At 36.4% G+C, this 26,563-nt stretch carries 22 protein-coding genes and 1 pseudogene; 12 read left to right on the forward strand and 11 right to left on the reverse strand.

Translation table 11 applies throughout. The features are described 5' to 3' along the window. Nucleotide 1: 1 nt before the first annotated feature. Nucleotides 2-385 carry an SET domain-containing protein-lysine N-methyltransferase gene (locus IPI65_22020; protein ID MBK7444108.1) on the reverse strand — a complete coding sequence of 128 codons (384 nt, stop codon included), beginning with the start codon at nucleotides 383-385 and terminating at the stop codon, nucleotides 2-4. An 89-nt stretch (nucleotides 386-474) separates the two neighbouring features. Then, the gene (locus IPI65_22025; protein ID MBK7444109.1) at nucleotides 475-729 is read right to left on the reverse strand and encodes a hypothetical protein; all 255 of its coding nucleotides are present in this window, start codon (nucleotides 727-729) and stop codon (nucleotides 475-477) included. 87 nt (nucleotides 730-816) lie between these two features. Between IPI65_22025 and IPI65_22030 the strand changes: the two genes are divergently transcribed. Continuing rightward, on the forward strand, nucleotides 817-1,101 hold the full coding sequence (locus IPI65_22030; protein ID MBK7444110.1) for a YbaB/EbfC family nucleoid-associated protein: 285 nt from the start codon (nucleotides 817-819) through the stop codon (nucleotides 1,099-1,101). A 9-nt stretch (nucleotides 1,102-1,110) separates the two neighbouring features. Here the strand turns inward: IPI65_22030 and IPI65_22035 are convergent, their stop codons facing one another. After that, nucleotides 1,111-2,178: a CoA transferase gene (locus tag IPI65_22035; GenBank protein ID MBK7444111.1), complete on the reverse strand. Its 1,068-nt coding sequence runs from the start codon at nucleotides 2,176-2,178 to the stop codon at nucleotides 1,111-1,113. 199 nt (nucleotides 2,179-2,377) lie between these two features. Between IPI65_22035 and IPI65_22040 the strand changes: the two genes are divergently transcribed. From IPI65_22040 to IPI65_22060, 5 genes are all read left to right on the forward strand, one after another. Then, on the forward strand, nucleotides 2,378-3,616 hold the full coding sequence (locus IPI65_22040; protein MBK7444112.1) for a metallophosphoesterase: 1,239 nt from the start codon (nucleotides 2,378-2,380) through the stop codon (nucleotides 3,614-3,616). Then, nucleotides 3,613-4,158: a DinB family protein gene (locus IPI65_22045; GenBank protein MBK7444113.1), complete on the forward strand. Its 546-nt coding sequence runs from the start codon at nucleotides 3,613-3,615 to the stop codon at nucleotides 4,156-4,158. The genes IPI65_22040 and IPI65_22045 overlap by 4 nt, the downstream gene beginning before the upstream one ends. Nucleotides 4,159-4,221: 63 nt before the next feature. Next, nucleotides 4,222-4,959, forward strand: coding sequence for an acyl-CoA desaturase (locus IPI65_22050; protein MBK7444114.1), 738 nt, complete (start codon nucleotides 4,222-4,224; stop codon nucleotides 4,957-4,959). Nucleotides 4,960-6,089: 1,130 nt separating this feature from the next. After that, nucleotides 6,090-9,518 (forward strand): hypothetical protein, encoded by a 3,429-nt coding sequence (locus IPI65_22055; GenBank protein ID MBK7444115.1) that lies wholly within the window; start codon nucleotides 6,090-6,092, stop codon nucleotides 9,516-9,518. 35 nt (nucleotides 9,519-9,553) lie between these two features. Next, nucleotides 9,554-9,994, forward strand: coding sequence for a DUF2721 domain-containing protein (locus IPI65_22060; GenBank protein MBK7444116.1), 441 nt, complete (start codon nucleotides 9,554-9,556; stop codon nucleotides 9,992-9,994). A 33-nt stretch (nucleotides 9,995-10,027) separates the two neighbouring features. Here the strand turns inward: IPI65_22060 and IPI65_22065 are convergent, their stop codons facing one another. The 3 genes from IPI65_22065 to IPI65_22075 all read right to left on the reverse strand — a co-directional run bounded on the left by IPI65_22065 (nucleotide 10,028) and on the right by IPI65_22075 (nucleotide 12,078). Continuing rightward, nucleotides 10,028-10,573: a DUF2807 domain-containing protein gene (locus IPI65_22065; GenBank protein ID MBK7444117.1), complete on the reverse strand. Its 546-nt coding sequence runs from the start codon at nucleotides 10,571-10,573 to the stop codon at nucleotides 10,028-10,030. Between the two features lie 231 nt (nucleotides 10,574-10,804). Further along, entirely contained in the window at nucleotides 10,805-11,200 is a 396-nt protein-coding gene (locus IPI65_22070) for a hypothetical protein (protein MBK7444118.1), read from the reverse strand. 77 nt (nucleotides 11,201-11,277) lie between these two features. Next, nucleotides 11,278-12,078 (reverse strand): hypothetical protein, encoded by an 801-nt coding sequence (locus IPI65_22075; GenBank protein MBK7444119.1) that lies wholly within the window; start codon nucleotides 12,076-12,078, stop codon nucleotides 11,278-11,280. A 183-nt stretch (nucleotides 12,079-12,261) separates the two neighbouring features. Here IPI65_22075 and IPI65_22080 point away from each other — a divergent pair, with 183 nt between their 5' ends. Then, entirely contained in the window at nucleotides 12,262-12,864 is a 603-nt protein-coding gene (locus tag IPI65_22080) for a GNAT family N-acetyltransferase (GenBank protein ID MBK7444120.1), read from the forward strand. A gap of 364 nt (nucleotides 12,865-13,228) precedes the next feature. Next, nucleotides 13,229-14,341 carry a hypothetical protein gene (locus IPI65_22085; protein MBK7444121.1) on the forward strand — a complete coding sequence of 371 codons (1,113 nt, stop codon included), beginning with the start codon at nucleotides 13,229-13,231 and terminating at the stop codon, nucleotides 14,339-14,341. 257 nt (nucleotides 14,342-14,598) lie between these two features. Here IPI65_22085 and IPI65_22090 read toward each other — a convergent pair whose 3' ends face one another. Then, the gene (locus tag IPI65_22090; protein ID MBK7444122.1) at nucleotides 14,599-16,308 is read right to left on the reverse strand and encodes a VCBS repeat-containing protein; all 1,710 of its coding nucleotides are present in this window, start codon (nucleotides 16,306-16,308) and stop codon (nucleotides 14,599-14,601) included. A 323-nt stretch (nucleotides 16,309-16,631) separates the two neighbouring features. Here IPI65_22090 and IPI65_22095 point away from each other — a divergent pair. The 3 genes and pseudogenes from IPI65_22095 (at nucleotide 16,632) to IPI65_22105 (ending at nucleotide 21,288) form a co-directional block, all read left to right on the forward strand. Continuing rightward, nucleotides 16,632-19,146: pseudogene (locus IPI65_22095) on the forward strand (serine hydrolase). A gap of 14 nt (nucleotides 19,147-19,160) precedes the next feature. Further along, nucleotides 19,161-20,213 carry a DUF1611 domain-containing protein gene (locus IPI65_22100; GenBank protein ID MBK7444123.1) on the forward strand — a complete coding sequence of 351 codons (1,053 nt, stop codon included), beginning with the start codon at nucleotides 19,161-19,163 and terminating at the stop codon, nucleotides 20,211-20,213. 1 nt (nucleotide 20,214) lies between these two features. Continuing rightward, nucleotides 20,215-21,288: a dipeptide epimerase gene (locus IPI65_22105; GenBank protein MBK7444124.1), complete on the forward strand. Its 1,074-nt coding sequence runs from the start codon at nucleotides 20,215-20,217 to the stop codon at nucleotides 21,286-21,288. 123 nt (nucleotides 21,289-21,411) lie between these two features. Here IPI65_22105 and IPI65_22110 read toward each other — a convergent pair whose 3' ends face one another. Then, nucleotides 21,412-22,842, reverse strand: a complete 1,431-nt coding sequence (locus IPI65_22110) for a DUF4097 family beta strand repeat protein (GenBank protein ID MBK7444125.1) — start codon at nucleotides 22,840-22,842, stop codon at nucleotides 21,412-21,414. Beyond that, nucleotides 22,839-23,396: a sigma-70 family RNA polymerase sigma factor gene (locus IPI65_22115; protein ID MBK7444126.1), complete on the reverse strand. Its 558-nt coding sequence runs from the start codon at nucleotides 23,394-23,396 to the stop codon at nucleotides 22,839-22,841. Before IPI65_22115 ends, IPI65_22110 begins: the two co-directional genes overlap by 4 nt. A gap of 276 nt (nucleotides 23,397-23,672) precedes the next feature. Here IPI65_22115 and cynS point away from each other — a divergent pair, with 276 nt between their 5' ends. Beyond that, complete coding sequence (gene cynS / locus IPI65_22120) at nucleotides 23,673-24,281, forward strand: cyanase (protein MBK7444127.1); 609 nt, start codon at nucleotides 23,673-23,675, stop codon at nucleotides 24,279-24,281. A gap of 544 nt (nucleotides 24,282-24,825) precedes the next feature. Here the strand turns inward: cynS and IPI65_22125 are convergent. Beyond that, the gene (locus IPI65_22125; protein ID MBK7444128.1) at nucleotides 24,826-25,251 is read right to left on the reverse strand and encodes a hypothetical protein; all 426 of its coding nucleotides are present in this window, start codon (nucleotides 25,249-25,251) and stop codon (nucleotides 24,826-24,828) included. A 15-nt stretch (nucleotides 25,252-25,266) separates the two neighbouring features. Beyond that, nucleotides 25,267-26,268 (reverse strand): hypothetical protein, encoded by a 1,002-nt coding sequence (locus tag IPI65_22130; GenBank protein MBK7444129.1) that lies wholly within the window; start codon nucleotides 26,266-26,268, stop codon nucleotides 25,267-25,269. Between the last annotated feature and the right edge of the window lie 295 nt (nucleotides 26,269-26,563).

Raw genomic sequence — 26,563 nt, forward strand, 5'->3', positions numbered from 1 at the left:
TTTATGGATGTTGTTTTTTCTTTTTTATTTTATCTCTTTCCCACCAAACCGGAGTTTGATCATCAGGATCGAGGTTGTAATTCACACAAATTTCCTCACCCGGATGAATGTCGCGAACGGCAACAAATTCAAGCACATTGAGGTCGAAATCGGGTAAATAACGTGCATTTGGATTATAACTGTGATTGTATAATGATCCAAAACCAAGTGCTAAAGCACCTTTTCTGCCACTTTTACCCCATTCGAAGTAATATTCATACAAAAAGGTGTCGTTTAACAGCAACCTGTCTTTTTCACTAAAAACAATCATCGGTGCTATTTCAATAACTGTGCCCTGTGGAATAACCTTGCTGGTAAAAACTGCGCGGCCGCGATCGGGGGTCATGGCTACGAACAGGTAATCCGGTAAAAAAGGCGTAAGTGTTCTGAGGTCGGCGTTGGGTATTTTTTTGGTTGTTTTTGACATCAGAATACTTATTTTTTCCCGGTTATTGCCTGAATAGCATTTGTTACATCTGCATACAACTTGCTATAGTGTTGCTTTACAGCCGAACGGTCCTTTATTTTCCAGGTAGAATTGATACTAGACATAGCATCATCATATATTTTAAATAATTGCTCGGTTTTCTCATCGAAAGTACGATCATCCATACCGGCTGTCATTAATAATTCGTCGATTGCGGAAGCGATTCCGGTAACGATACGTTTTTTTGCACTGCGCTTGCTCATTGATAAAATTTGCGGCAAAATTAAGCATATATCTATCTTTGCCCAAAAAATACCCAAACTATGTTCGACTTGAAAAAAGCAATGGAAATGAAAAAGCAGATGGATGAGGTGCAAGCGCGCCTCGATAACATCTCGGTTGATGGCGAATCCGGTGACGGAAAATATCAGGTAAAAGTTACGGTTACAGCCACCAAAAAGGTGAAATCTATCAATATCAGCGATACCTTATTTGAAAGTGGCGATAAGGAACATCTTGAAGACCTTATTTTAATTGCCATTGAACGTGCCATGACAAAAGCACAAAATGTTGCCGAGGCAGAAGCGCGTTCGGCTGCTATGGGTGGTGGCTTAAGCGGATTATTTGGGATGTAATTCGGGCAATCAGTTTACGAGTGCATGTTCTTCGATTTTGAAGACTACACTTTTAACACGCTTGCCACTTTCATCTTCCAATATTAATTGTTGTGCACGATCCAGCTCAAATAGTTGTTGCATATTGCGGATTATACCAACCGGTATATTATCCTGACGACAAGCATAAATAAAATCTTCGCTGGTCATACGTTGCATTTTACTTTGTAATAAACCGTGTAAGGTGTTGCGGTTAATTACACGATCAGCGTTGGTGGCATATTTATCTACCCCACATAAATCGGTGCAACCCGCAATTTTGCACAATGCCCGAAACTGCCTGTCAGAGCCTATTGCAAGCACTACCTGTTCACCATCTTTAAAGGTGATAATTTCTCCGTAAGGCGCAATATTGGGATGTAAAGAACCAATGCGTTCAGGAATTTTACCGGTATGTAAAAAATTTGCTGCCTGATTGGCCAATGAAGAAACAGCAACATCAAAAAGGCTTACCGTAACTTTTGAACCTTTTCCGGTTTTTAATTTTTTTATGAGTGCAGTTAATACACCTTCTTTTAACTGATGCGCTGCAAATAAATCGATAATGGCAACGGGTAATTTTGTTGGTGGTGAAGAAGGAGAACCATTCATATACATCCATCCTGTTTCAGCCTGCAAAACAACATCAAAAGCTACACGATCTTCTTCTTCTCCAAAACTATTGATATTGGCATAAATAATATCGGGCTTGATGGCATAAACGGTATCATAATCTAATTTAAATCTTTCCCCATCACCTTTTTTCCAATTGCAAATCACTACATCAGCACGTCGAATTAAACCATATATGCGCTGCAGGTCGTCAGCATCATTATAGTCGAGAAAAATATGATTCTTTTTATAATTAACTGTTGCAAAATAAGCAGAGGTATTTGAGTTAGGATCTTCACTTGGCAGCTTCCAGTGACGTGTAACATCACCATTCGTTCCCGGATTTTCAACTTTAATAACGGTTGCACCCAGCTCAGCAAAAAATGCACCCACAGCAGGTCCGGCCAGTACACCTGCTAATTCTACTACCTGAAGGTCTTTAAACATGTGGTAAAATTACTTGGTTTTTAACATTTTTTAAATGGAAATACGCGGCTAGAGCTAATTTAGAAAGTTGTATAAACTACTGTCATACCAAAGTCAGGAAGCAATACACAAAAAGAAACTCAAATGCTTTCATACACTTTACAATATAACCCCTTCCCCACTCGTCAGAACCAAATGAACCAGAATTTGTTTTACCATTATGCATTCAAGGACTTTATTTTTATTTGCCTTTGTATTCGGAATTGAATTTTATGCTTTTCAGGCATTTGCAACTGCTTTTCCAACATTTGCAGCACTACCTTATATCTATTTTTCCTTAACAGCGATATTATTTTTCTGCGTTGTATTATTTTTAAATGCAGCGGCAAAAAAACGGGTTAATTTACCAAGAGGTGTATTAACAGGCACATTTTTTATGTTGTTCGTTCCGAAAATATTTATCAGTATTTTATTGTTGGGAGAAGACATTGTACGTTTAGGTAAAACACTTATTACATTTATTGTACATCTGGCAGGTAATGAAACCTTTTATTTGGGTGTAGAACGATCAAGCACTTGGAGTGTGACAACATTAATTGTAGCAGGTGTTTTAAGTTTATCGTTTATTTATGGCGCATTATTTAATGTGTATAATTATAAAATACGCAAGGTAAAAGTAAAATTAATGAAATTACCGGCAGCATTTAACGGATTAAAAGTGGTGCAGATTTCAGATATTCATTCCGGCAGTTTAACCGATAAAAATGCTGTTCAAAAAGCAGTAGATAAAATAAATAATTTACAACCGGATTTAATATTTTTTACCGGTGATTTGGTAAATAATATTGCAACAGAAGCAGTGGGATTTGTTCCGGTGTTTCAGCAGCTTACGGCCAAACACGGTGTTTACAGTATTCTTGGAAACCACGACTATGGCGACTATGCAGCCTGGCCGGATGCGGAATCAAAAATTGCGAATCTGGAAATGTTGAAACAAATTCATCATGAAATGGGTTGGCGCTTATTGATGAATGAACATATTCAATTAGAAAAAGACGGAGAAAAAATTGTTGTTGCCGGTGTAGAAAACTGGAGTGCACGCGGACGATTTCATAGTTATGGAAAATTGGATAAAGCATTAAATGGCATTCAGGATGCAATGACGGTTTTATTATTATCGCATGACCCTTCACATTGGGAAGCAGAAGTTTTAAATCATCCGTCAAAAGTGGATATTACTTTTTCGGGACATACTCACGGTATGCAATTCGGATTTGAATTATTTAATATTAAATGGAGTCCTGTAAAATATATGTATAAACAATGGGCAGGATTATATTCAAAAAATAATCAGCATTTATATGTCAATCGCGGATTTGGTGTAATTGGATATCCGGGACGCGTAGGTATACTTCCGGAAATTACTTTATTTACTTTGCACAATGAAAACGAAGCATGAAAGGTGCAGCTGCGAAAAATACCATCCGCCAAAAATATCTGCTTTTAGAAACACATTGTTTACAATTAATGGAAACAGTTGCCGGTTTAACGGAAGTGGAATTTAATAAACCACATAACCCGGGGAAATGGAGTACGGGGCAAATTTTGGTGCATATTAATCATGTTTTTGAACGCAGCATGGGTTATATCAACAAAAAAATGCAGGAACCGGATAAAATTCCTGATGCAGGATTAATTACCGGTGCGAAGTCAACACTTTTAAATCTTGTCTTAAAAAGTAAACTAAAGTTTAAAGCCCCAAAAGGTGTGGATGTAGTTCCGGAACATGTTGATTTTGAAACAGTTAGGTTGAGAATAGTACAAAATTTGAATGCAGTAAAAGACTTAACCGAACAATTTCCGGAAAAGTATTACCAAAAAGCGATTTTTAAACACCCTGCAGTGGGGAGGATTACGTTATTACAGACTATAACCTTCCTGGATGCTCATTTTTTACATCATGAGCAACAAATCAGGAATTTTTTACATAATCGTCAATAACAACTGCATTAAAAGCGGTAATTTTGCCGGCAGTTTAACAATTTACTAAATAGTAAAACTAAAATGACCATATTTTTTATTGTTTTTGCTCTGCACTGGTATCTTTCCTTGTTTAGTCAGACGTTTTTCTTACACCGTTATGCGGCGCATGCCATGTTCAGGATGAATCCTTTTTGGGAAAAATTCTTTTATGTATTTACATGGCTTACACAGGGTTCTTCATATCTGAGTCCTTATGCATACGGCATTTTACACCGTTTACATCATGCATATACCGATACGGAAAACGATCCGCATTCACCAAGTTATACCAAAGGTTTGTTTCCATTGATGTGGAAGACAAAACAGATTTATGGTGATATAAATAAGGATGTGTTGAAGGTGGACGACAAGTTCATGAAAAATTTGCCCATGTGGCGCAGTTTCGACCGTTTTGCCAGCACTTTAGTCAGCAGATTAGGGTGGGGAGTTATTTATTTTCTGTTTTACCTGGCATTTGCCACACAGTGGTGGATGTGGTTATTATTTCCGATTAGTTGTTTAATGGGCCCTGTTCACGGCGCAATTATCAACTACTTTGCGCATAAATATGGCTATCGCAATTTTGAAATAGAAGATACTTCTAAAAACTTTTTACCTGTTGACATTTTAATGATGGGAGAAAGTTATCATAATAACCACCATAAATTATTGGCACGTCCGAATTTTGGGTATCGCTGGTTTGAAGTTGACCCGACTTATCCGGTTATACGGGCTTTGAATTTTTTACATGTTATAAGGTTGAATAAAGAGCCGGTTTAGGGATAAAATGGGAACTTGATAGGTTTTTTTGGGTTCGATTTAATTTGGAGCGTTGATTGGTGTTTTTAGTTTGATGTACATTTTTTGTTTCACCCCTGCCTTGTAGGCAGGTAAAGCTACGCGGTTCTGCTGATTCCTAGGGGGTGCGCTTTTGTTAAAAATATGCAACCGCTCTGCGGTAGGTTTTTACTTAGGAGTTAATGTGGAGCGTTGATTGGTGTTATTAGTTTGAAGTACATTTTTTGTTTCACCGCTACGCGGTTCTGGAGATTCTAAGGGGGTTGCGTCTGTTACAATTCTTTCACTGCTACGCAGTTGGTTGTTACTTTACAGTTCATGTGGAGTGTTGATTCGTGTTTTTAGTTTGATGTGCATTTTTTGTTTCACCCCTGCCTTGTAGGTAGGTAAAGCTACGCGGTTCTGCTGATTCCTAGGGGTGGGCTTTTGTTAAAAATATGCAACCGCTCTGCGGTAGGTTTTTGCTTTGGAGGTAATGTGGAGTGTTGATTGGGGGGTTTTTGGTTTGTTCGACTTTTTTGTTTCACCGCTACGCGGTTCTGCAGATTCTAAGGGGGTTGCGTCTGTTACCATTCTTTCACTGCTACGCAGTTGGGGTTAAAAATATGCAACCGCTCTGCGGTAGGTTTTTGCTTTATAGTTTATCTGGAGTATTGAACGGTGGTTTTTAGTTTCAAGTACATTTTTTGTTTCACCGCGATGCGGTTCTGCTGATTCTTAGGGGGCGGCTTTTGTTAAAAATATGCAACCGCGATGCGGTAGGTTTTTTGGTTGGAGTTAATTTGGAGTGATGATTGGCATTTTTAGTTTGATGTGCATTTTTTGTTTCACCCCTGCCTTGTAGGTAGGTAAAGCTACGCGGTTCTGCTGATTCTTTGGGGCGCGTTTTGTTAAAAATATGTAACCCTGCCTCGGCTTGCAGGTAAACGCGATGCGGTAGGTTTTTTGGTTGGAGTTATGGTGGAGGGTTGAGTGGTGGTGTTAGTCGGATTAATTGTTGATTTTAGTGAGGGGAGGTTTATACCATGAGGCGCAAAGCAAACGTTTCGGTGGGAGGGATTAACTTTACCTGTAAAAGCAAGGCTATCCGTTTAAGGTTTTACATATTAGGCATGTTGATGTTTGTTGCGGGCACTACGCTGTTGGGCCAGCAAAACAACCTGCGTGTAAAACAGGTTTTTGTTACCAGAGATACATTACAGTTAGACTCATTGAGTATAATTCCAGGAACACTGAGTATACATCAGGTGAATGGCGATTCTGTTACCGGGTTTCAAAAACGTTTGCTGGATACCGGGTTTTATAAAGTCGATTATTTTAATGCACTGGTCGTATTCAATAAAAAAATAAATGGTTTATTGGAAATTCAATATCAGGTATTTCCGTATTTATTTACACAAACGTATTTTAATAAAGACCCGGTTTTATTTGATAGTGCGAATATTAATTTTAAACCTTATGTAATCGACATTAACAACAGTGAACCTTATTTAAATATTAAGGGGTTAGATTACAATGGGAGTTTTGCGCGCGGTATATCCTTTGGAAATAATCAGGATGTTGTAGTTAATTCTGATTTTAATTTGCAGATGAATGGTAAATTACAAAACGATGTAAACATTTCTGCTTCCATTACCGATAATAATATACCCATTCAACCGGAAGGTAATACACAACAGTTACAGGAATTCGATAAAGTATTTATTCAGCTTTCAAAAAATAAACAACAGCTGATTATGGGTGATTTTGAAATTTACAGACCACCCGGATATTTTATGAATTATTATAAAAAATTACAAGGCGCAAGTTATACAGGCGGATTTGATACCGGCAATGGCACACTCACATCGGGATTGAGTTTAGCAGTGGCAAAAGGGAATTATGCAAGGCAGGATATCGCAGTAATTGAAGGTAATCAGGGTCCCTACAAATTAAAAGGAAATAATGGTGAAACGTTTATTATCATTTTAGCCGGAACCGAACGTGTTTACATGGATGGCAAACTTTTAACACGTGGTGCTGAAAATGATTATATCATCGATTACAATGCCGGAGAAATTGCATTTACACCAAAAATATTATTGACAAAAGATAAACGTGTTCAGATTGAATTTGAATATTCAGATAAAAATTATTTCAGGAGCTTGGTTTTTTCGGGAAATCAATTTGTTTCGGGGGATGAAAAATTAAGATTATACCTGAATGTTTATTCGGAGCAGGACAGTAAAAATCAGCCCTTAGATCAAACGATAAATAGTTATGAACGCAGCATATTAGCAGCAGCAGGAGATTCCATAAATGAGGCATTTGCTAGTGGTATTGATAGTATTAGTTTTGATGCAACACGCATTATGTATAAAATGGTGGATAGTTTAGGTTTCGATTCCGTATTTGTTTATTCCACCAATGCAGATTCGGCCATGTATGTTTTATCGTTTACCGATTTGGGCGCTAATCGCGGGAATTATATTCAAACTGTTTCAGGTGCTAACGGACGTATTTATCAGTGGGTGGCGCCGGTGGGTGGTATACCGCAGGGAAATTATGAGCCGGTTATTTTATTAATTGCGCCAAAGCGGACTCAAATGATAACTGCGGGCGGGAGTTATAAAATAAATGATAAACATGAAATCGGTTCTGAAATTGCATTTACGAATAACGATGTAAATACATTTGCCGAATTAGGCAACGATGATAACGAGGGGTTTGCTTACAAAGGCAATTATATTTATACCAAACAATTAAATACGCAGGTAAAAATTACAGCACAAACCAATTATGAATTTGCGGGGGCCGATTTTGCACCTCCGGAACGTTACCGCCCCGTTGAATTTAATCGCGACTGGAATATTTTTTCTACGGAAAAAACAAATGAACATTATGCCAATGCGGGTATCAATTTAACCGGAAAAGATAAATGGAATTTCGGCGTGCAATCATCTACATTTATTCGCGAAAATGTATATACCGGATTTTTACAATCGGCAACGGGCAATTACCGCAATGCAAAGTGGGAAATTACGGGCAACAGTAGCTTTTTAAATGCAACGGATGATAGTTTAAATTCCTTATTTTTCAGGCCATCGCTTGCTGTGATCAGAAAATTTCCGGAATTAAATTTATGGCAGACAAAAATTGCTTATGAAGGCGAACATAATCGTATGAGTGCATTAAATGATTCATTAATTGCGAATTCATTTTATTACGACCAGTTTACTTATCGCATCGGAAATGCGGATACTTCAAAAAATTTGTTTGCGGCAGAAGTAATTACACGATTAGATAAATTACCATTAGCCGGAAAATTTTCGGATGTAACGAAAGGAAATACGTATTCGGTTTCAGGCGCTTTAAATAAAAAAATCAATAATCGGTATTCATGGCAAATTGCTTATCGCACATTAGATATTGTTGATACATCACTTACGCTTTTAGCACCGGAAAAATCGTTGCTGGGCAGAATTCAAAATGCGTTTACCATTAAAAAAGGTTTGATCAACGGCGACATTTATTATGAACTCGGCACCGGACAGGAACCTAAGCGGGAATACACTTTTGTTGAAGTAGAACCCGGAATCGGTGTGTACACATGGAATGACTATAATGCAAATGGTATACAGGAATTGGATGAATTTGAAATTGCCGTTTTTGCTGACGAAGCGAATTTTATTCAGGTATTTGTGCCTACGGATGAATATATTCAAAGTAACATGACCAATTTTAATTATTCGTTGGGATTAAATCCGAAAGTATTATGGCATGATGAAAAAGGATTACCGGGATTCGTCGGGAAATTTGCTGCACAGTCGTCGCTGCAAATGACGCGCAAGGTGTTGGATGATCAATCGTTTGCGGCTTATAATCCATTTGCTTTAATTGATGATAGTTTGCTGGTAAGTTCAAATGTATATTGGCTGAATACCTTATATTTTAATCGGTCGGGAAATAAGTTTGGTATTGACTATAGTTATTTGCGCAATTTCAGCAAACAGGTAATTACGGTTGGTCCTGAAAGCAGAGGTAAAGATGAACACAAGATTACCATGCGATACAAAATTGCCAAACCCATAATTATTAACGGAACATATAGCATTGGAAACAAATCGTTGATTTCTGAAGGATTTACATCTAAAAATTACAATATACCATATCAGGTAATTGAGCCGAAAATTACATTTATAAAAGGCAGTGTTTTCAGAACATCGGTGTATTATCAGTATACTACCAGCAGCAATAATGAAGGTGGCGAATTGTTAAGCAGCAATGAGCTGACTTTCGATTTACGTTATAATGTTGTTGCCAAAAGTACCATCACCACAAAATTCAGTTATATCGCCATAGTATTCGATGGCATTGAGGATTCGCCTGTTGGATATGCTATGCTGGAAGGATTAAATAATGGTAATAATATTTTATGGAATGTTAGCATCGACAGGAAATTATCACAACTATTACAATTAACGGTGAGTTATGAAGGCCGCAAAACGGGTGATAATGCAATTACCCATGTTGGCCGTTTACAAATGCGCGCCATTTTTTAAGCAGTTGTTACCACATAATTTTGTTATTTTGCAGTATGGATATCACCATTAATACCCCGGCATTATTATTTCCTGCAATCAGTTTAGTAATGCTTGCCTATACCAACCGGTTTATGGCTTTGAGCTCAGTGGTTCGAAAATTACATGATGAATACCAGCTGAGCAATGCCAACAAAAATTTACATCTCCAAATAAAAAATTTAAAATACCGCATTAAGTTGGTTCGGCGCATGCAATTTTTCGGGGTGATGTCATTTATTTTCGCCATTATTTCGATGTACATGATATACCAGGATGCTATGTATTATGCGCATGTAATGTTTGCTACTTCCATTATTTTATTTGCACTGAGTTTATTGTTATCGCTGTTAGAAATACTTAAAAGCACCAGAGCTTTAGAGCTTGAACTTTCGGATATGGAAGGTTTGGATGATGATAATTTAGTGGATTATCTCCGTAAAAAATTCGACAAATAAATGTTCAATAAGAGCGATAAATGAACCACTCTTTTATTCTGATTGCGTAGTAAGTTCGGTGATTTTTGCTGTATAAATAATGGTATATCGTCCATTATAATCCAGTATACCAGGTTGTTGAATATAGTTGCCGGAAATATTTACAATACTGTTTCTGGTTGTCGATTTAATGACGTTGTAATTTCCTGAAAAATACAAGGTTGCATTTTCATCTGCCAGCAATTCTAATTCTGTTCCATTAATATTATTACCAATTAATTTACCACCATAACAAACGCGTATTTTATCTAACTGTGTACAGGTAACATATACGGTAATATTTTTAGCAGCAAATTTTTTACTGATGCGTAATTGTGCGCCTCTGCAATGATAAACCAATGCTTTTTCTGCATCAGCATCACGCACTGAAATGCCCGGTGCGAGCCCTTGTTGGAGGATAACAGTAACACCTTTTTCAACTTTAATTGCCGTAAAATCAGGAATGGAAAAATCAAGTGCCGCAATTGGGGAGTTATTGCGCGCACTTGAAATTGTATTCATGGTAAATAGCAGGAGGATAATTAAAACCGCTTGTTTCATAAAGGGTAATACGTTGTGTTTATCACATCAATTATTAATAAACCAAAAGTATTTATTGGTGCAACAACAAAAAAGTCACTTTGCGTGAAGTAGGTCAGATTTTGTGTGAAACGGGGTTATGAATTAGTAAAGGAATTTGTTGAAGGTATAAAATTCCAATAATGCAGCTACAGGTACATAAAAAAACCCGCTGTAATTTCAGACAGCGGGTTGGAAATTATATGAATACGTTTATTGTTTAAGCAAATTAAATGTTCTTCCGCTGCCACCTTTTTGGAGCATAACACCTGCACCTGCGCCTGCAGCAACAAAATGCATTTCTACGCCGCCGGTGCAATCTTTTGAACCTTCAACAGTAGATTTATAAATGTAGTGGTTATCCGGTTCTGTGCGCACATATACCAGATTGGCCGTGCAAATTTCGAGACCATCGATGGTTTCGCGGTAGGCTACCGTGCTAACACCTGCAGTAGTGGTAACTACCATGGTGATAATATGTGGTTTACCGGTTGATGCGCGTTGCTCGCAGCTATAAGTGCCATCGGGAACGCCTGCAACCTGACCATAGGAAAAGCCTGTAACCATGAGGAGCATTACAACGGCAAAAATTTGAAGAGTAGATTTCATATCAATATGTTTTGTTGTTTCTGATGTTAAAGTTATGTATAAGCTTGCTTATTTCCAAAAAAATGGCAAAAACCTTGTCAGAACTGGTACACAAAGGCTATACCATTTTCGAAGGTACGGTATTTTGGCGTGTATAATTGGTAGTATTGCATTTGGTAAACAAACTTGACAGCCGTGGTTGCGGAGAGGGTTTTAACGTATGCTGCAGCGAATTTTACTGCTTCATAATCGATAAAAGGTAATCCAAAGAACCAGTCGCTATGCATTTCGTTTAAAACGGAACCGGGTTCATTTGGAGTAATGAGCGACAAAGATGCATCAGAGGCGGAAATGAGTTCGAATAAAGGTAAACCCGCTTGCACTAGAATTGCATTTTTAGAGGGCAGTAGTTTTGTCCAGTAAACTTCCGTAGGCACATAAATTTGGGTTAGCCAGTAATTATCCTCATTAATATCCTCCATATTATAAATGGCTGCTTTATAACCAATACCTGAAATGAGCCCAACCGGCCAAAGTAAAACTGAAGCTCTGTAACCTAAATCGACCTGAGGCCTGGAAGTTTTTTCGTCTTTTATATTTCGTGCAAAAGCATAATCGCCGGTGACATAAACCGATTGGGTTACCAGTTTATTTAAATTGAAATGATATGCAAAAGATAACATCGGATCGAAACCGATATTATTTAATGCGGAAGCACCTCTTACCAGATAGTTGGAAACATTGGCATGTATACCAATATTCATACTGGATGATGGTAAAATAAATTCTTCGGCAGGTTGAGGTGGTGTATCAACCTGTGCCGTGAGTTTATCGGGGATAAAACAAATGAGCAGTGCTATGATTGTGAAAAAATAATTATTTTTTTTAAACGGATTCATGGATTGAAAATGTTTGATTTCAAAAATACTAATAATTAGCTAATTAGCCGATTAGCAAATTAGCTAATGGGGTTCGTAGTTTGAATGACAATAGTACTCAAATTCGATTTTTTAATTAAAATTTTATTAATGATTAAGCTTATTTATTAAGGGAAATAATACCTTTGAATAGAATTTAACAATATGAGCAATCAGTCCGATTTATTTTCAAACCCTCCTGTATTGGAATCAGAAATGGTAATTATGCGACCGTTGACTGAAGCCGATTATATACATTTATTACCTTTTGCAATAAATGAACCTGAACTATGGACTTATTCATTATTATCCGCAGCAGGTGAAGACGGTTTAAAAAAATATCTTGCCGTAGCCATGGAGGCGAAAGCGCAGGAAAAAGAATTTCCCTTTATTGTTTACAATAAAAAACTGCAACAATACGCCGGTAGCACAAGGTATTATGATATTCAGTTGAATATGCACAATTTACAATTAGGTTATACCTGGTATGGAAAAACACATCAGGGAACCGGTATTAATACACATTGTAAATATTTGTTGTTACAATATGCTTTCGAACATTTAGGTATTGAACGAGTTGAATTTCGTGCAGACTCAAATAATGCAAAAAGTATACATGCCATGAAAAAAATTGGTTGTGTGGAAGAAGGTATTTTACGCAGTAATTCCATTAAAACCGATGGCGGCCGCAGAGATAGTATTGTGTTGAGTATTTTAAAAAATGAGTGGTATGGGAAGGTTAAAGCGGGATTGGAGGGGAGGTTGTAGGGGTTTCTGAGATTAAAAAATATTTATCATATCAATTCGTAAATCCACCATGTGGGCGGATGCAATTAGTTTATTAAAAGATTCAAGCCGTTACAATTTGTAAATCAAACAGATTTCTGAGTAATCAATTCGTAAATCCACCATGTAGGGGCGGATGCAATTAGTTTATTAAAAAGGTTCAAGCCGTTACAATTTGTAAAACAAAAAGATTTCTGAGTTTACAATTCGTAAAACACCCATGTAGGGGCGGATTCAATTCGCCCCTACATGGGTGTTTTACTCGCATGTATCTCATAAAAATGTAAGAACGTGTAAAAGTTGAAATTTTCAGTTGTGTTTCATCGTTTTATAAAAAACACATTTGATGCGCTCCTTCATAATTTTCCTGCTGATTGGTATATATCCGGCTTGCCTCAATGCTCAAAGTAAAAGTGAAGCTCCAATAACCAGATTACAGGCAAAAACCATTGGTGTCAATAAAATCTATACCTATAGAAACAAAATAAGTCCTGACACAAATTATGTTTTTGAGTTATTTGAATATGATACACTTGGTAATTTAATATTATGGAAGCCTCTATATGAAAATGGTCCGGAAACCTCATCATTTACAACATTCAAATACAGGGATACCACAATTCAAAAAATAAGTAAATGTTATATCCAACGAGGGTTTCAGCATTGGGAAATATCCTATTTTGATAATTCAGGCAGAATTACTCGTTTTGCCGACAGCACTGAAATTGTAAATTTAATAACCAACGTAAAGTCAACTGATTATATTTATCACGGCGATACAACCATTATTATCAGCGCCAACGAAGAGGGAGAAATAATTCAATCAACTCTAAAAGTATTAAAGGATGCTTTAGGCACAGAAGTCACTACTAACCTGCTCACCGGTATAACAACTACAAAAGAATGGGGATTACATAATTCGTACAAGATAACTACTAAGAAAGGTGATAGTATTATTTATTTAGGTGAAGTAAAATTTGATAGTGTCAACCGTATGGTAAAAAGCCTGGAATTTAATCACAACATCGTGGAAATTTTTGAATATACCTATAACCCTTATTCCCAGCAGTATACAAGGGCAAATAAAATGAGTGGCACCAATTACAATGAATACGTAACTTATGATAACAACCATTATCGTATAGTTGAAACAACGAACAATAAAAAAGAAATAAAAACGGGAAGGTTAGACGATGAAGTTGAAATGATTGAAGCGGATTGTGGTTGTTTCTGCCCAAACGAATTAATGCAGGCTATGCCTGATATTTTTGAAGGTGAAACGGTTTCCACTTATGATACATTAACTAATAAACTTTTGATGAAAAAAGTATTTGAAGTAAATCCGGCTAATAAAGAAAAAAGTCTTGCCAAAACATTTTTTTATGATTCAAATGGATTGCTAATAAAATTAGAGGAAGGTCAATACTACTTTATTACCTTTCGTTATGAATTTTATTGAATAAACTATTGTCTATTACATTTTCATTACAACCACTCCACTCCTTTTGCCATTTTGTTGAAGAACAATGAATTATACAATTCGTAAAACAAACTGATTTCTGAGTAATCAAATCGTAAAACACCCATGTAGGGGCGGATGCAATTCGCCCCTACATTGTTGATTTACTCGCATTTGCGTTATTAAAATGTAATCATCTGCAATAATTAAATTATGACAGTTTTTGTTATTGATTTTATTAAAGAAATATTTATAATTTACATTTTCACCACTACTACCCCACTCCTTTTGCCATTTTGTTGAAGAACAAAAAAGTAGTTGCCGTTTGGTTGTTGTTTGAGGTCGATTGTATTTGTGCCGGATTGTAATTGTTTTGTTTGAATTAATAAACCGGAGGAATCGTAAATAAATAAATTTGCGGGTGTTGTTGTGGTTACCTGAAAGAGGCCGTTTCCGGGGTTTGGTGAAATGGTGAATACATTAGGTGTATTTGTTGCAATGGATGTGCTATATGTTCCTTCTATAATTGTGTGATAATTATTTAACGGCAAGCTGCTAAGGGCGTCGGTTATACCACTTGGCCATAATACCACAATACTATCTATTTGTGTTGCATTGCCTAAACCAAAATGCACGGGCAGCATGTTTTGTCCGCAATAACCGGATTGTGCAGAAACTTCGCGCATTTGCCAAATTGTTTCGCCGTTGATGTTTGCTTTTATTTTGACAATTGCACCGATTGCTGATTTATTTGAAATTACACCGGTTAAATTAATTACCAGCCAATTATTATCGTTGCCACTATTATTAAATAAACTGTTTTCCTGACCTGCGTTGTAACAATTAGCAACCATTAAATCCATATCACCATCTTTATCATAATCGCCAAAGGCATTGCCATAACTCCAGCCTAAAACGGAAACGGTTTCATCGGTCGTGTTTTTTATAAAAGTGCCATCACCATTATTTAGGTATAAATAATTATTCCATTGTGTGCCCCAAAATGAATTGGTGACAAATAAATCGAGGTCGCCATCGTTGTCGATATCGGAAAAATTGCAGCCGAATGAATGTCCGCCGTCGTTGCTGACAATATCGGTTGCGGATTTTGTAAAATTGCCTACTCCGTCGTTTAAAAATAGGGCATTATTGGTTCCATCGTTGGCGAGAAAAACATCAAAATCGCCGTCGTTATCTACATCACCCCAACTGCTGCTCATGGTTTTGCCACCATTCATTACCAGCGGGTCGCTGCTTAATTTTGTGAACGTGGCATCGCCGTTATTGATATAAAAATTTTCATGCTGATTGGCTTCGTTGGTTACAAATAAATCGGCATCGCCATCAAGGTCGTAATCGATCCAGTTTGCGCTGCGGGAAATATAGGCATCGGTTACTAAATCGCCACTTAACACTTTTGTGAAAGTAGCATCACCATTATTGTGATATAAATAATTTTGTTTTAAACTATCGCTGTTTGTTACGTAGAGGTCCACAAATCCATCATTATCATAATCGCCCCAGGCGGCAGTTTCAGAATAACCAAAATCGTTTACCGCAATTCCTTCCGTTACCTGTGTAAATGAATTATCATTATTATTCAGATAAAACATATTATTTTTTCCAAACCAATTCACTACAAATGCATCAATATCACCATCATTATCTGCATCTGCCCAGGTGGCGCCGTCAGAAGGCATACCATCTTTTACGATAGTATCTGAAACTACAGTGGTAAATGTGCCATCGGTATTATTGATGTATAACATATTATTTTCACCACCTTCTTTTCCATTTGTAATCATGATATCCTGATAACCATCATTATTAATATCTACCCAATTGCAGCTTCTTGAATCGGAAATGGTATTTACAATATCACCAATAATTACGGGTGTAAATATTTGTGCCTGTGTAACAGATTTAAGTGTAAATAAAATGGCGCTTAATAGTATTATTTTTTTCATTTCGGTTTGGGTTTTAGCGAAAATAGGAATAAGTAGAGGGCATTTTTTACATGTTAATGTCATTTAACCTTTTTTAATAAAACATTTAACGTGTTTCCTTGCGGAAATCACTGTTTAACCTTCTCCGATATTTGCTTTACCGATAAATTCCAATATTTACACTACATAACTTATATATGTCTGCACCAGCCACAAACTGAACAGGCAACAATAGCAGAGGCTACGGCGCTAATAATTACAAGCCCTGAAAATAGTACTTTCTCCCCCCAAAAAAACCTTACAAGAATAGAAAAAAGTTACCTTTATTGCCGCTAATGGGAACTATGAGAAAACTTTTATGGATTTTATTGATGGGGTTATACAGCACAAGCTGCTGGTCGCAAACCACATTGAATATCAACACTTTGGACAGTAACCTTACCGTGCTGGCCAATACCAACCGCTTTAACGGGACCGTTTTATACGCTGAAAAAGGGAAAATTATTTACGAAAAAGCATTTGGCACAAGCGACTTCAGAACCGGAGCTCAATTAACTACAGCTTCATCATTTAATCTTGCATCGGTAAGCAAACAATTTATTACTGCTTGCATCATGGTTTTATTTGATGAAGGAAAATTAAATTTTGATGATGCGGTAAATAAATATATTCCGGAATGGCCTTATAACGGAATTACCATTCGAAATTTAATGACACATACCAGCGGCATTCCGGATTATTGGGATGTGTACATGGATCACAGAACACCACTGGATACCTTAACCAATGCAGGTATGATTAGCCTGTATATTAAATACAAACCGGAATTATTATTTACCACCGGAACAAATTGGGAATACAGCAATACCAATTATGTTTTATTGTCGACAATAATTGAACGTGTATCGGGACAAAACATTGCTGATTTTTTTAAAACAAAAATTGCGATGCCTGCGGGATTAAAAAAATACTTATGTTTATCAGATATTAATGCCTGTTGTTCCTGAAAATCATGTGTATGGATTTAGTATAATAAATGGAGAAAATAAATTAAATGATTTATTTCATATTGACGGTGTTACAGGTGATGGAAATATTTATTCGTCAGTAGAAGATTTATATAAATGGGAGCAACTGTTATATAACGGAAAAATTATTAAAAAAACCACCTTTGCAGAAGCATTAAAACCTGTGCAGTTAAGCTCCGGAAAAGCCTATCCGTATGGATTTGGCTGGTTTATAGAAAAGGAAAACAGTTTATACTGGCATACAGGAAGCTGGGTTGGATTTTACAATATTATTTGTCGCGATATTGAAAACAATCGGACATTAATTGTACTTTCCAGTGGTGATAATGACAGTGGGAGAAATATGGCAAAAAGTTTATTTTTTGGTTCAGATTATACAGTGCCCGAAACAACATTAATTAATAATGTAATGGTAATTGATGGCACGGGGACACCTGCAAAAAAAGCTGCGGTTCGAATTGCAGGAGATCAGATAATTGCCGTTGGCGATTTAACCCCATTTACAGGTGAAAAAATAATTGACGGGAAAGGTAAAATATTAGCGCCGGGATTTATTGATACACATAGTCATGTTGACCGCGGATTAAATGAAAATCCCGATGCACTTGCAGCAATTAGTCAGGGAATTACTACTATTGTTGTTGGGCAGGATGGGGAAAGTGATGCCGTGGACAGTATTAAATTGTGGTGTAAAACAATTCCTAAATCGGTAAATATTGCAACGTATACGGGACATGCAACCATACGCGAACAGGTAATGGGTGCGGAAAATTTAAAACGACCTGCAACACAAAATGAAATTGATGCCATTAATAAAATATTAGCCGATGAATTAGCAAAAGGTTCATTGGGTTTGGCGACAGGTTTGGAATATGAAGGTGGATTTTATTCCAGTCGCGATGAAGTAATTCAATTAGCAAAAACTACTGCTGCGGGCGGAGGAAAATATATCAGCCATTTGCGCAGTGAGGATATTAATTTACAAACTGCTCTTGAGGAAATAATTACGATAGGTTATGTTGCGCAAGTTCCTGTTCAGATTTCGCATATAAAAATTGCTTTAAAAGATGATTGGGGAACGGCGGATGATATTATTGCCATGCTGGAAGCTGCACGTATGCAAGGCGTTGATATTACTGCCGATTGTTATCCGTATACTTATTGGAATGCAACCATTCGCGTATTATTTCCGAATAAAGATTTTACGAGTATGGAAGCAGCAACTTATGCAACTACACATTTATTTGACCCGGCAGGTTCGGTGATGGTGCGCTTTGCACCGAATCCGGAATACAAAGGCAAAACAATTTCACAAATTGCAACAATGCGCAATGAAACACCTGAAGCAACTTTATTATATTTAGTTGCAGCAGCAGCAGCATATGAAAAAATGCATCCTGAAGATGATGATGTGGAAGCCATAATGGGAAAAAGTATGAGCGATGAAGATATTATTCCGTTTTTAAGCTGGGCACATACTAATATTTGTTCGGATGGTGCAAATGGCGGACATCCGCGCGGTTATGGTGCATTTACAAGAGTGTTGAGTAATTATATCAGAGATGAAAAAATTATGTCGCTGGAAACAGGCATCAATAAAATGACAGCATTAAGTGCCGAACATGTTGGTATTAGCAACAGAGGTGTTATTGCGCCCGGCTATTTTGCCGATTTGGTTTTATTTGATGCGGAAACTGTTCGCGATAATGCCAATATCGATAATTCAAAAGCTGTTTCAGATGGTATTTTAATGGTTTGGGTAAATGGTGTGTTGGTTTATGCAGATAAAACAGCAACAGCAGAATTTCCCGGTGTATTTATCAGTAAATAAAAAAAATAATTCAAGTGCAAAATAAACCAAAAGCTATTGTATTAACCAATGGCATTTTAAATGAATCGGATGCGAAAACCGCGCACGGATTAATAAGAGGAACTGAACGATTTGAAATAGCCGCAGTAATTGACCATCATTTTGCCGGTAAAGATGCCGGTGTGGTTTTAGATGGTAAACATCGTAATATTCCGGTATTAAAAGATATTGATGCAGCCGTGGAAACAATTGCGGATATTCAGTATTGTATAATTGGTATTGCAACGGTTGGAGGTGTATTACCCGAAACATTTATTCCGGTAATTAAAAAGTGTATTCAACATGGTATGTCTGTGGTAAATGGATTACATGAATATTTAAATGATCATGCCGATATCGTAACATTAGCCAAACAATATCAGGTAGAATTAATTGATGTGCGAAAACCAAAATTGAAAAAAGATTTACATTTTTGGAACGGAAGTATTCACAATGTTGAATCGAAAATTATTGCGGTAATTGGTACCGATTGTGCTTTAGGAAAACGAACTACCTGCCGATTAATTAAACAGGCATGTGCTAATAATAATATTTCCGCTGAAATGATTTATACCGGACAAACCGGCTGGATGCAAGGCGGGAAATATGGTTTTATATTCGATTCTACGTTAAATGATTTTATTTCCGGCGAGCTGGAACATGCAATAGTGCAGTGCTGGGAGGAAACAAAACCCGATATTATTTTACTTGAAGGACAGAGTGCCCTGCGCAACCCAAGCGGACCATGCGGAGCTGAGTTTTTAGTTTCGGGAAATGCAAAACATGTTGTGCTGGTGCATGCACCTAAACGTAAATACTACGAACATACGGCACTGTGGGGCGCCATACATGATGTGGAATCGGAAATAAAATTAATTGGTATGTATGGTTCAAAAGTAATTGCACTGGCATTAAATACGGAAGATTGTACAACTGAAGAAGCATTACAATTTCAACAACATTATGCTTCCACCTTAAAAATTCCGGTATTGTTGCCATTACAACAAGGTGTTGAAAAAATAATTCCGGTAATTCAAGCCCTCGTTTAATATGCAGATTATAGCGATAAACACCTATTTAGAAAAAATACCACTGGTACAACCTTACCGTATTGCGTATCAAAATATTGAGGATACAGAAATTATTTATCTCGAAATAATTTTAGCAAACGGTATAATTGGTTATGGTGCTGCGAATCCATTTGCAGAAGTAACCGGCGAAACACCTACCACTACCCTATCGTTGTTAAAAAGCGCAGTTGTAGAAAATTTAATTGGAAAAGATATTTCAGATTTTAATACATTAATTGATTTCTGCGCACACCATTTTGCAGCATTTCCGGGTGCATTAGCTGCGGTGGATATTGCTTTGCACGATGCTTATTGTAAATATTACAATATGTCTGTTTATGCCTTGTATGGCCAAGCCCGGCCAACATTACCCACTAGCATAACGATTGGTATTAAACCGGTTAACGAAATGCTTGTGGATGCACTTGCTTATTATGAAAAAGGTTTTCGGGTTTTGAAATTAAAAACCGGAACTTCGGTTGACGATGATATAAGCATTGTGCAAAAATTAAATGAACAATTTGGAGCATCCGTAAAAATACGCGTAGATGCAAATTTAGGTTATACGCTTTCAGATTTAAATAAATTTATAGATGCGACAGCACATTGTGCGCTCGAATTAATTGAACAACCCTTACCGGTTGGGGATGAACATGTATTGTTGACTTTACCCGATACTATCCGACAAAAATTGGTTGCTGATGAATCGTTAACAGGTTATTCCAGTGCAGAACAATTAGTAAAAATGCCCCAGCCATTTGGTGTATTTAATATTAAGCTGATGAAAGCAGGCGGAATAAAAGCCGCAAAAAAAATTGCCGACCTGGCCAAAGAAAATAATATTCAACTATTTTGGGGTTGCAACGATGAAAGTTTAATCAGTATAGCAGCGGCTTTGCATATTGCTTATGCTTGTAGTAATACAAAATACTTAGACTTAGATGGCAGTATCGAAATATTGGAAAATAATTTTACCGGTGGTTTTACTATAAAAAACGGGCTCATGTATTTAGCTGATGGTAATGGATTAGGGGTATCAAAAAGAGAAAAATAAAAGTCGTGCCCTTTTTTTAAAGTGCACGACTAAGCATAAAAATTGACCAAACCTATTATGCATTACTTTCCTTACTACATAAACAAGAATGTTTCTAACTGTAGTAATTACATATGTTTCTTTTTATTTAAAAACCTGGTTGCCCGATTCAACTTTTGAATTTACCTGAATACCGCCGCGCTCTATAATTACTGCGCCTTCCGCTTGTTTTCTTCCTGTGCCGTCTTCCACTAAAATATTGCCGTATTCCGATTTTAAGTTAAAACTCATTTTGTTTAAATCGTTTACAAAATCAATGTCAATATTACCATATTCGCTTTTAAACGTAGCTGCATTTAAAATTTCAACTTTGGTGCCCTGAATATTACCGGAATTACATTTAATTGATAAATCACCTTTTGTATTATTTAAAATAAAGCCGGTGTAGTCCGAATCAAAATTGAGGTTGCCGGTAATGTCTGTTATTTCAATTTTACCTGACTCACTTTCGCCGGTGATGTTGCCGGTAACGCCGGTCATTTTAACATTGCCGTAATCCACTTTTAAATTGATATCACCGGTTTGATTTTCGGTAATCAAATTACCTGACCCGAGATCAATGTTGAGCGTTCCCTTGGTTTGCTTGAGCCAAACATTACCATAAGTTACGTGTAAATTGATTGGAGATGATACATTATTTACTTTTATGTTACCCGATTCGGAGTGTAATTCACATACATTTCCGTGGGTATCAGACAAATCGATATTACCATAACTGTTTTTTAGATTTACAGCACTATTGGCAGGAATTTCAATGTAAATTTTGCCCTCCATATTAAAAGTTCCGATGCCGGAGCTGTTGCCTGAAAAGTCTGCTGCTATTTTTAAAATTCCGCCAATTTGTTCACAGGTAATTTCGATATCACTTGAACTTAATACCAAACCTTTTGATTCGCTTTTAGCATCAACTTTAAACAACACCTTATCAGAATTTTGTTTGCCAACAACTATGATATCAAAAGAAGAAGCATTTACGCGAATATCATTTATCCCTGAGAAAATGGTATCTACATTTAATTTTGAATTTTTACCGGATGCCGACCATTCCCATGTTTGTCCGTTTTTATTATATACCGTATCCTTATTTGATTGCCGGTTGATATTTGTTTGTGCATAAACAAACGGTTCATCATCTGGATCAAAATTGTCAGGCAGCATTGTATTTCCTTCAAATGCATTAGCCTGCAAATTCGTATTGTTGTTGGGGATTATCGGGTTTTCGGCAGGTGCTATATTTTCGTTAAAGGTTGTTGTTGATGATTCAGGTGTTGAAATTGCGTTTGTTGGTTTTTCAACCACTGCCACATCATTGCGCGAAACATTTACATAAGTAACTACAGCAACGGTTGTGGCTACTATACCAATAATTATTTTTGTAATAAGTGGTTGAATAATACTGTGGCCGCCAACCAGTGCTTTAGTATGAATTGTGTTTAACATATTAGTTGGTAATTCAAGTTGATCGAATCCTGCTCTGTTTTGACTAATAAAATCTTCCAAAATTATTTTGCTCATATCGTTGAATTTTTATTGGTAATAATTTGAATTAATTTTTTTCTTGCCCTATTGTATTGCGATTTAGAAGTGCCTTCACTGATATTTAAAGTGGTTGCAATTTCTTTATGTGCAAAACCCTCAAATAAATACAGATTCAATACAATGCGATACCCATCCGGTAATAGTTTAATTGCGTCCAATACATTTTGAATGGTATAAGTTGGTTCCTCCTCATCCTCTACCTGTTGACCGACATTGAGTGTGTCTTCATCAATTTCAAACATCCTATTGTTTCTTTTCCGCAAAACATCAATTGATTTATTTACAACCACTCTTTTAAGCCAGTTACCAAAATCAACGGCATTATTAAATTTATTCAGGTTTTGATGTCCGGCAATAAATGCATCCTGAATAACATCTTCGGCAGCCGATACATCATTTAATATTCTGGCGCTCAAATTGAGCATTTGTTTGGCGAATTGATGGTACATGTCATCCAATATGATACCTGCAGACTGTGTATTATTGGATGTTGATTTGCTCATTTTCGATTTTGTTACTGCTATTTCCATAAGTGCATATACCTAAATAACGGAGGCCGGTGAAAAGGTTGCATCTTGTGCGTGGAAATTTACAGCTCTTTTGCTGATAATCACTCTTAGTTTACATGATAAGTTTTCGGCTGATATACCTTTAAATAAACATTTCAGGGTTGCTGCGAGTTGATTTCACGTGAATTTTACACTTCTTTTAATCATTGGGTTTCGGCTGTAAATTAAGTATTTATAAATTTGCTGCGAACTAAATCATACCAAATGAAAAAACGATTTTTCCAATTTTTTGCTGTTATGGTAGTAGCTGTATCAGCAACAGCATTACTTACCTCTTCTGAATTAATAAAAAAAGGTAAATATTACAGCGATGCAGATATTGCCAATTTGAAAAAAGAATGGCTGGCAGAAATTACTGAAACACCGGTATATCCAACAGTTGTCACTCCAACGGCAGCAGTTTTATCGAGAGATGAATGTACACCTATAATTTTAGACGCAAAAAAAGCAAAAGGTGTTACCTATCAGCAAATTGCCGAAGCAGTTGGAAGAAGTGAAACCTGGACAACATCGGTTATATACGGTGAAAATACCATGGATGCAACAGAAGCCAAAAAATTATGCGATTATTTAGGCCTGGGAGCAGATGTAATGAGCGCTGTTCAAAATTATGCCTACAGAGGCAACAGCCAGGAAATGCCGCCAACAGACCCGTTAATTTACCGTTTTTACGAAATCAATTTAATTTACGGCAACACAATGCGCGCCATAATTCACGAAAAATTTGGTGAAGGCATTATGAGTGCTATTGATTACAATATGAACATCGAAAAAATCCCAAATCCGAATGGTGATCGGGTGAGAGTGACTTTGGAGGGGAAATTTTTGCAGTATAAAAAGTGGTAAACTTTATTACATTTATTTGGAAGGACAACCGGGTGGTTGTCCTTTTTTTATGCTAATTTTTTAATTGAAGCCCAGTATTTCTTTTACTACTGATAAACTTATGAAATACGAGCATGTATTTTACGTCGCTACATTAAAAATTATAAAACGTAGTTGGAGCAGCAACATCGCGCTTCGATTCAACATCCGCACCCGTTTTCCGTTGCAATCTTTGCTGAAAAGCGCAAAGGATTTCCACTACAACCGGGGCTAGATTGGGCTAAGGTGCGCTGAATGGTTATGATAATTTATATAATTATTTGCACCATTATATAGAATAATTTAATTTTTCTTTTCAATGTGCTTTCTATTTTCATAATAATCGAAATAGTCTTGGATGGTTACTCCATCTTTGCTATTCGCCATAATTGATTTTTCATATCCAATATGTGGTTTAGCTACTTGAGTTTTTAAACCATCTTCTTCGAGGTTAATAAATTTCTTTTCATAATACCAATAAATTAAGTCTAAATTATGAAGTGTTTAATTTCCAAACCCACATTTCCTAATACCCAGTAACAGAACCCAATTTATATTGTTGGCAGTTTTCTTCCTCGCCATTCACTTTATAATTACACCATATTCCATTTTTAATAGGCTGGTAATAATGGGCAACAGTTAAAGTTTCAGTTATGGTAGTTTCGTTCAAAATATACAGGTAATATGAAAAATAAGTTAACGCATTACAATATTCCCCCTTAGTTAAAAGTTTATTTTCCAAATTATAAATTTCAAGAGTTCCACGCCCTGCTGTATCAAGTATGGTATAAACTGCAATCTGGCTATCTGGCAATTGAATTTCTATTGGCTCTCCTAAAACTTCCCAATGGATGCGTTGTTTAATTTCTTCCAAGTAAATTTCTTTAATTGGTGCTTCATCATTTACCGAAGTGTTCGTAAACAAAAACATAAGTATTAAAGTATGTAACATAACATTTTTTTTATTTTATTTACTAATATCAATTGGTGACGGAGAACCTGGAATAGAGATTTGTGCACTTACTGTTCTATCAGTGGGATGACCTCCTAAATATCCAGTTTGAGTGATTATTTGTTCAGCCCTATAAAAATATTTTGTAACCAAAGTATTCTTAACTCTTTCAGCACGGGCTATTAATACACCTCCTGTAGTTGAACTTTTTCCATTTAATGTTGTGGGCTGATTCATAACATCTGGACCAGTGCCTAATATTACTTCTCTAGCCCTCCCTTCATCTGTCCCACCATTTCCACTTAATGTAACTGTCGCATCTTGAGCAATCAATAAAATTTGGCCTAAGGGATCAACTTTACTCTCCTCCCCTGGCTTGTAATTATCGGAACTACGTTCAAACTGAGGTGCTATTGTAATTGTTGTCTGCATCACAGAATAAGTAAACTCCCCTGAAACAAAATTTTTAGTCTTCCAACCATTCCACCCATCGCCTTCACTTTGAGAGTTACTTGATTCACTAAGTGTACGATTAATTACTTGACGTGATTTTAAAATATTTGATTGAGTTGTAGTTAACTCATCTTGATAAGTTGGCTCGCCTATACCTGTTCCGTCTTCAAAGGTTTTAACAACAGCAACTTTGTGCCCACTTTGGAAGTGTGGGTTTGATTCATAAATTTTCATGTCCTGAGCTTTACCATTAACATCAGAGTATGAAAAAACTCGTATTTCAATCAAAATACCATCACCATTATAGATATTATGCACAACATATTCCTCTAAACCGTCCAAATCGATTGCAACAATAGGCTTATTCCCTGCAAATTGATAAGGTGTATACCATGGGTAATTGCGAGAAAGCGGATCAGTGCTTAAAAATTTACCTATTCGCGGGTTATAAACTCTAAATCCGTAATCATAAATATTTCCTTCGCCATAAGTATCCGTATCAAATTCTTTCCCGTTAAATCCATATCTATAATTTACATCCCAAGTTCTCCCAACCAACAACATCCCGAACGGGTCAAGGTCATTTTGCCTGTAACGCTAATTACATTAACACCGTGTAAAAGAACAATATGTTAAAAATGGTGAAAAAAGTTGAAGTTTTCGTTTTTTTTTGAGTTGAAATTTATGCTAAATTTATTAAATTATATACCACCAGTTTTCAAAATTAAGATTTTTTGGGATAACTTTCCTGAAATGCATACAACTGATCTAGTTATTAACCGTTTTTATGTGCTTAATAAGATAAATGATAAGAGGATGCGCACCATAAAATAGTAATGTAATAAATTGGAATTACTAA

The sequence above is a fragment of the Bacteroidota bacterium genome, assembly GCA_016706255.1.
In the GTDB taxonomy this organism is placed as follows: Bacteria; Bacteroidota; Bacteroidia; order Chitinophagales; family BACL12; genus UBA7236.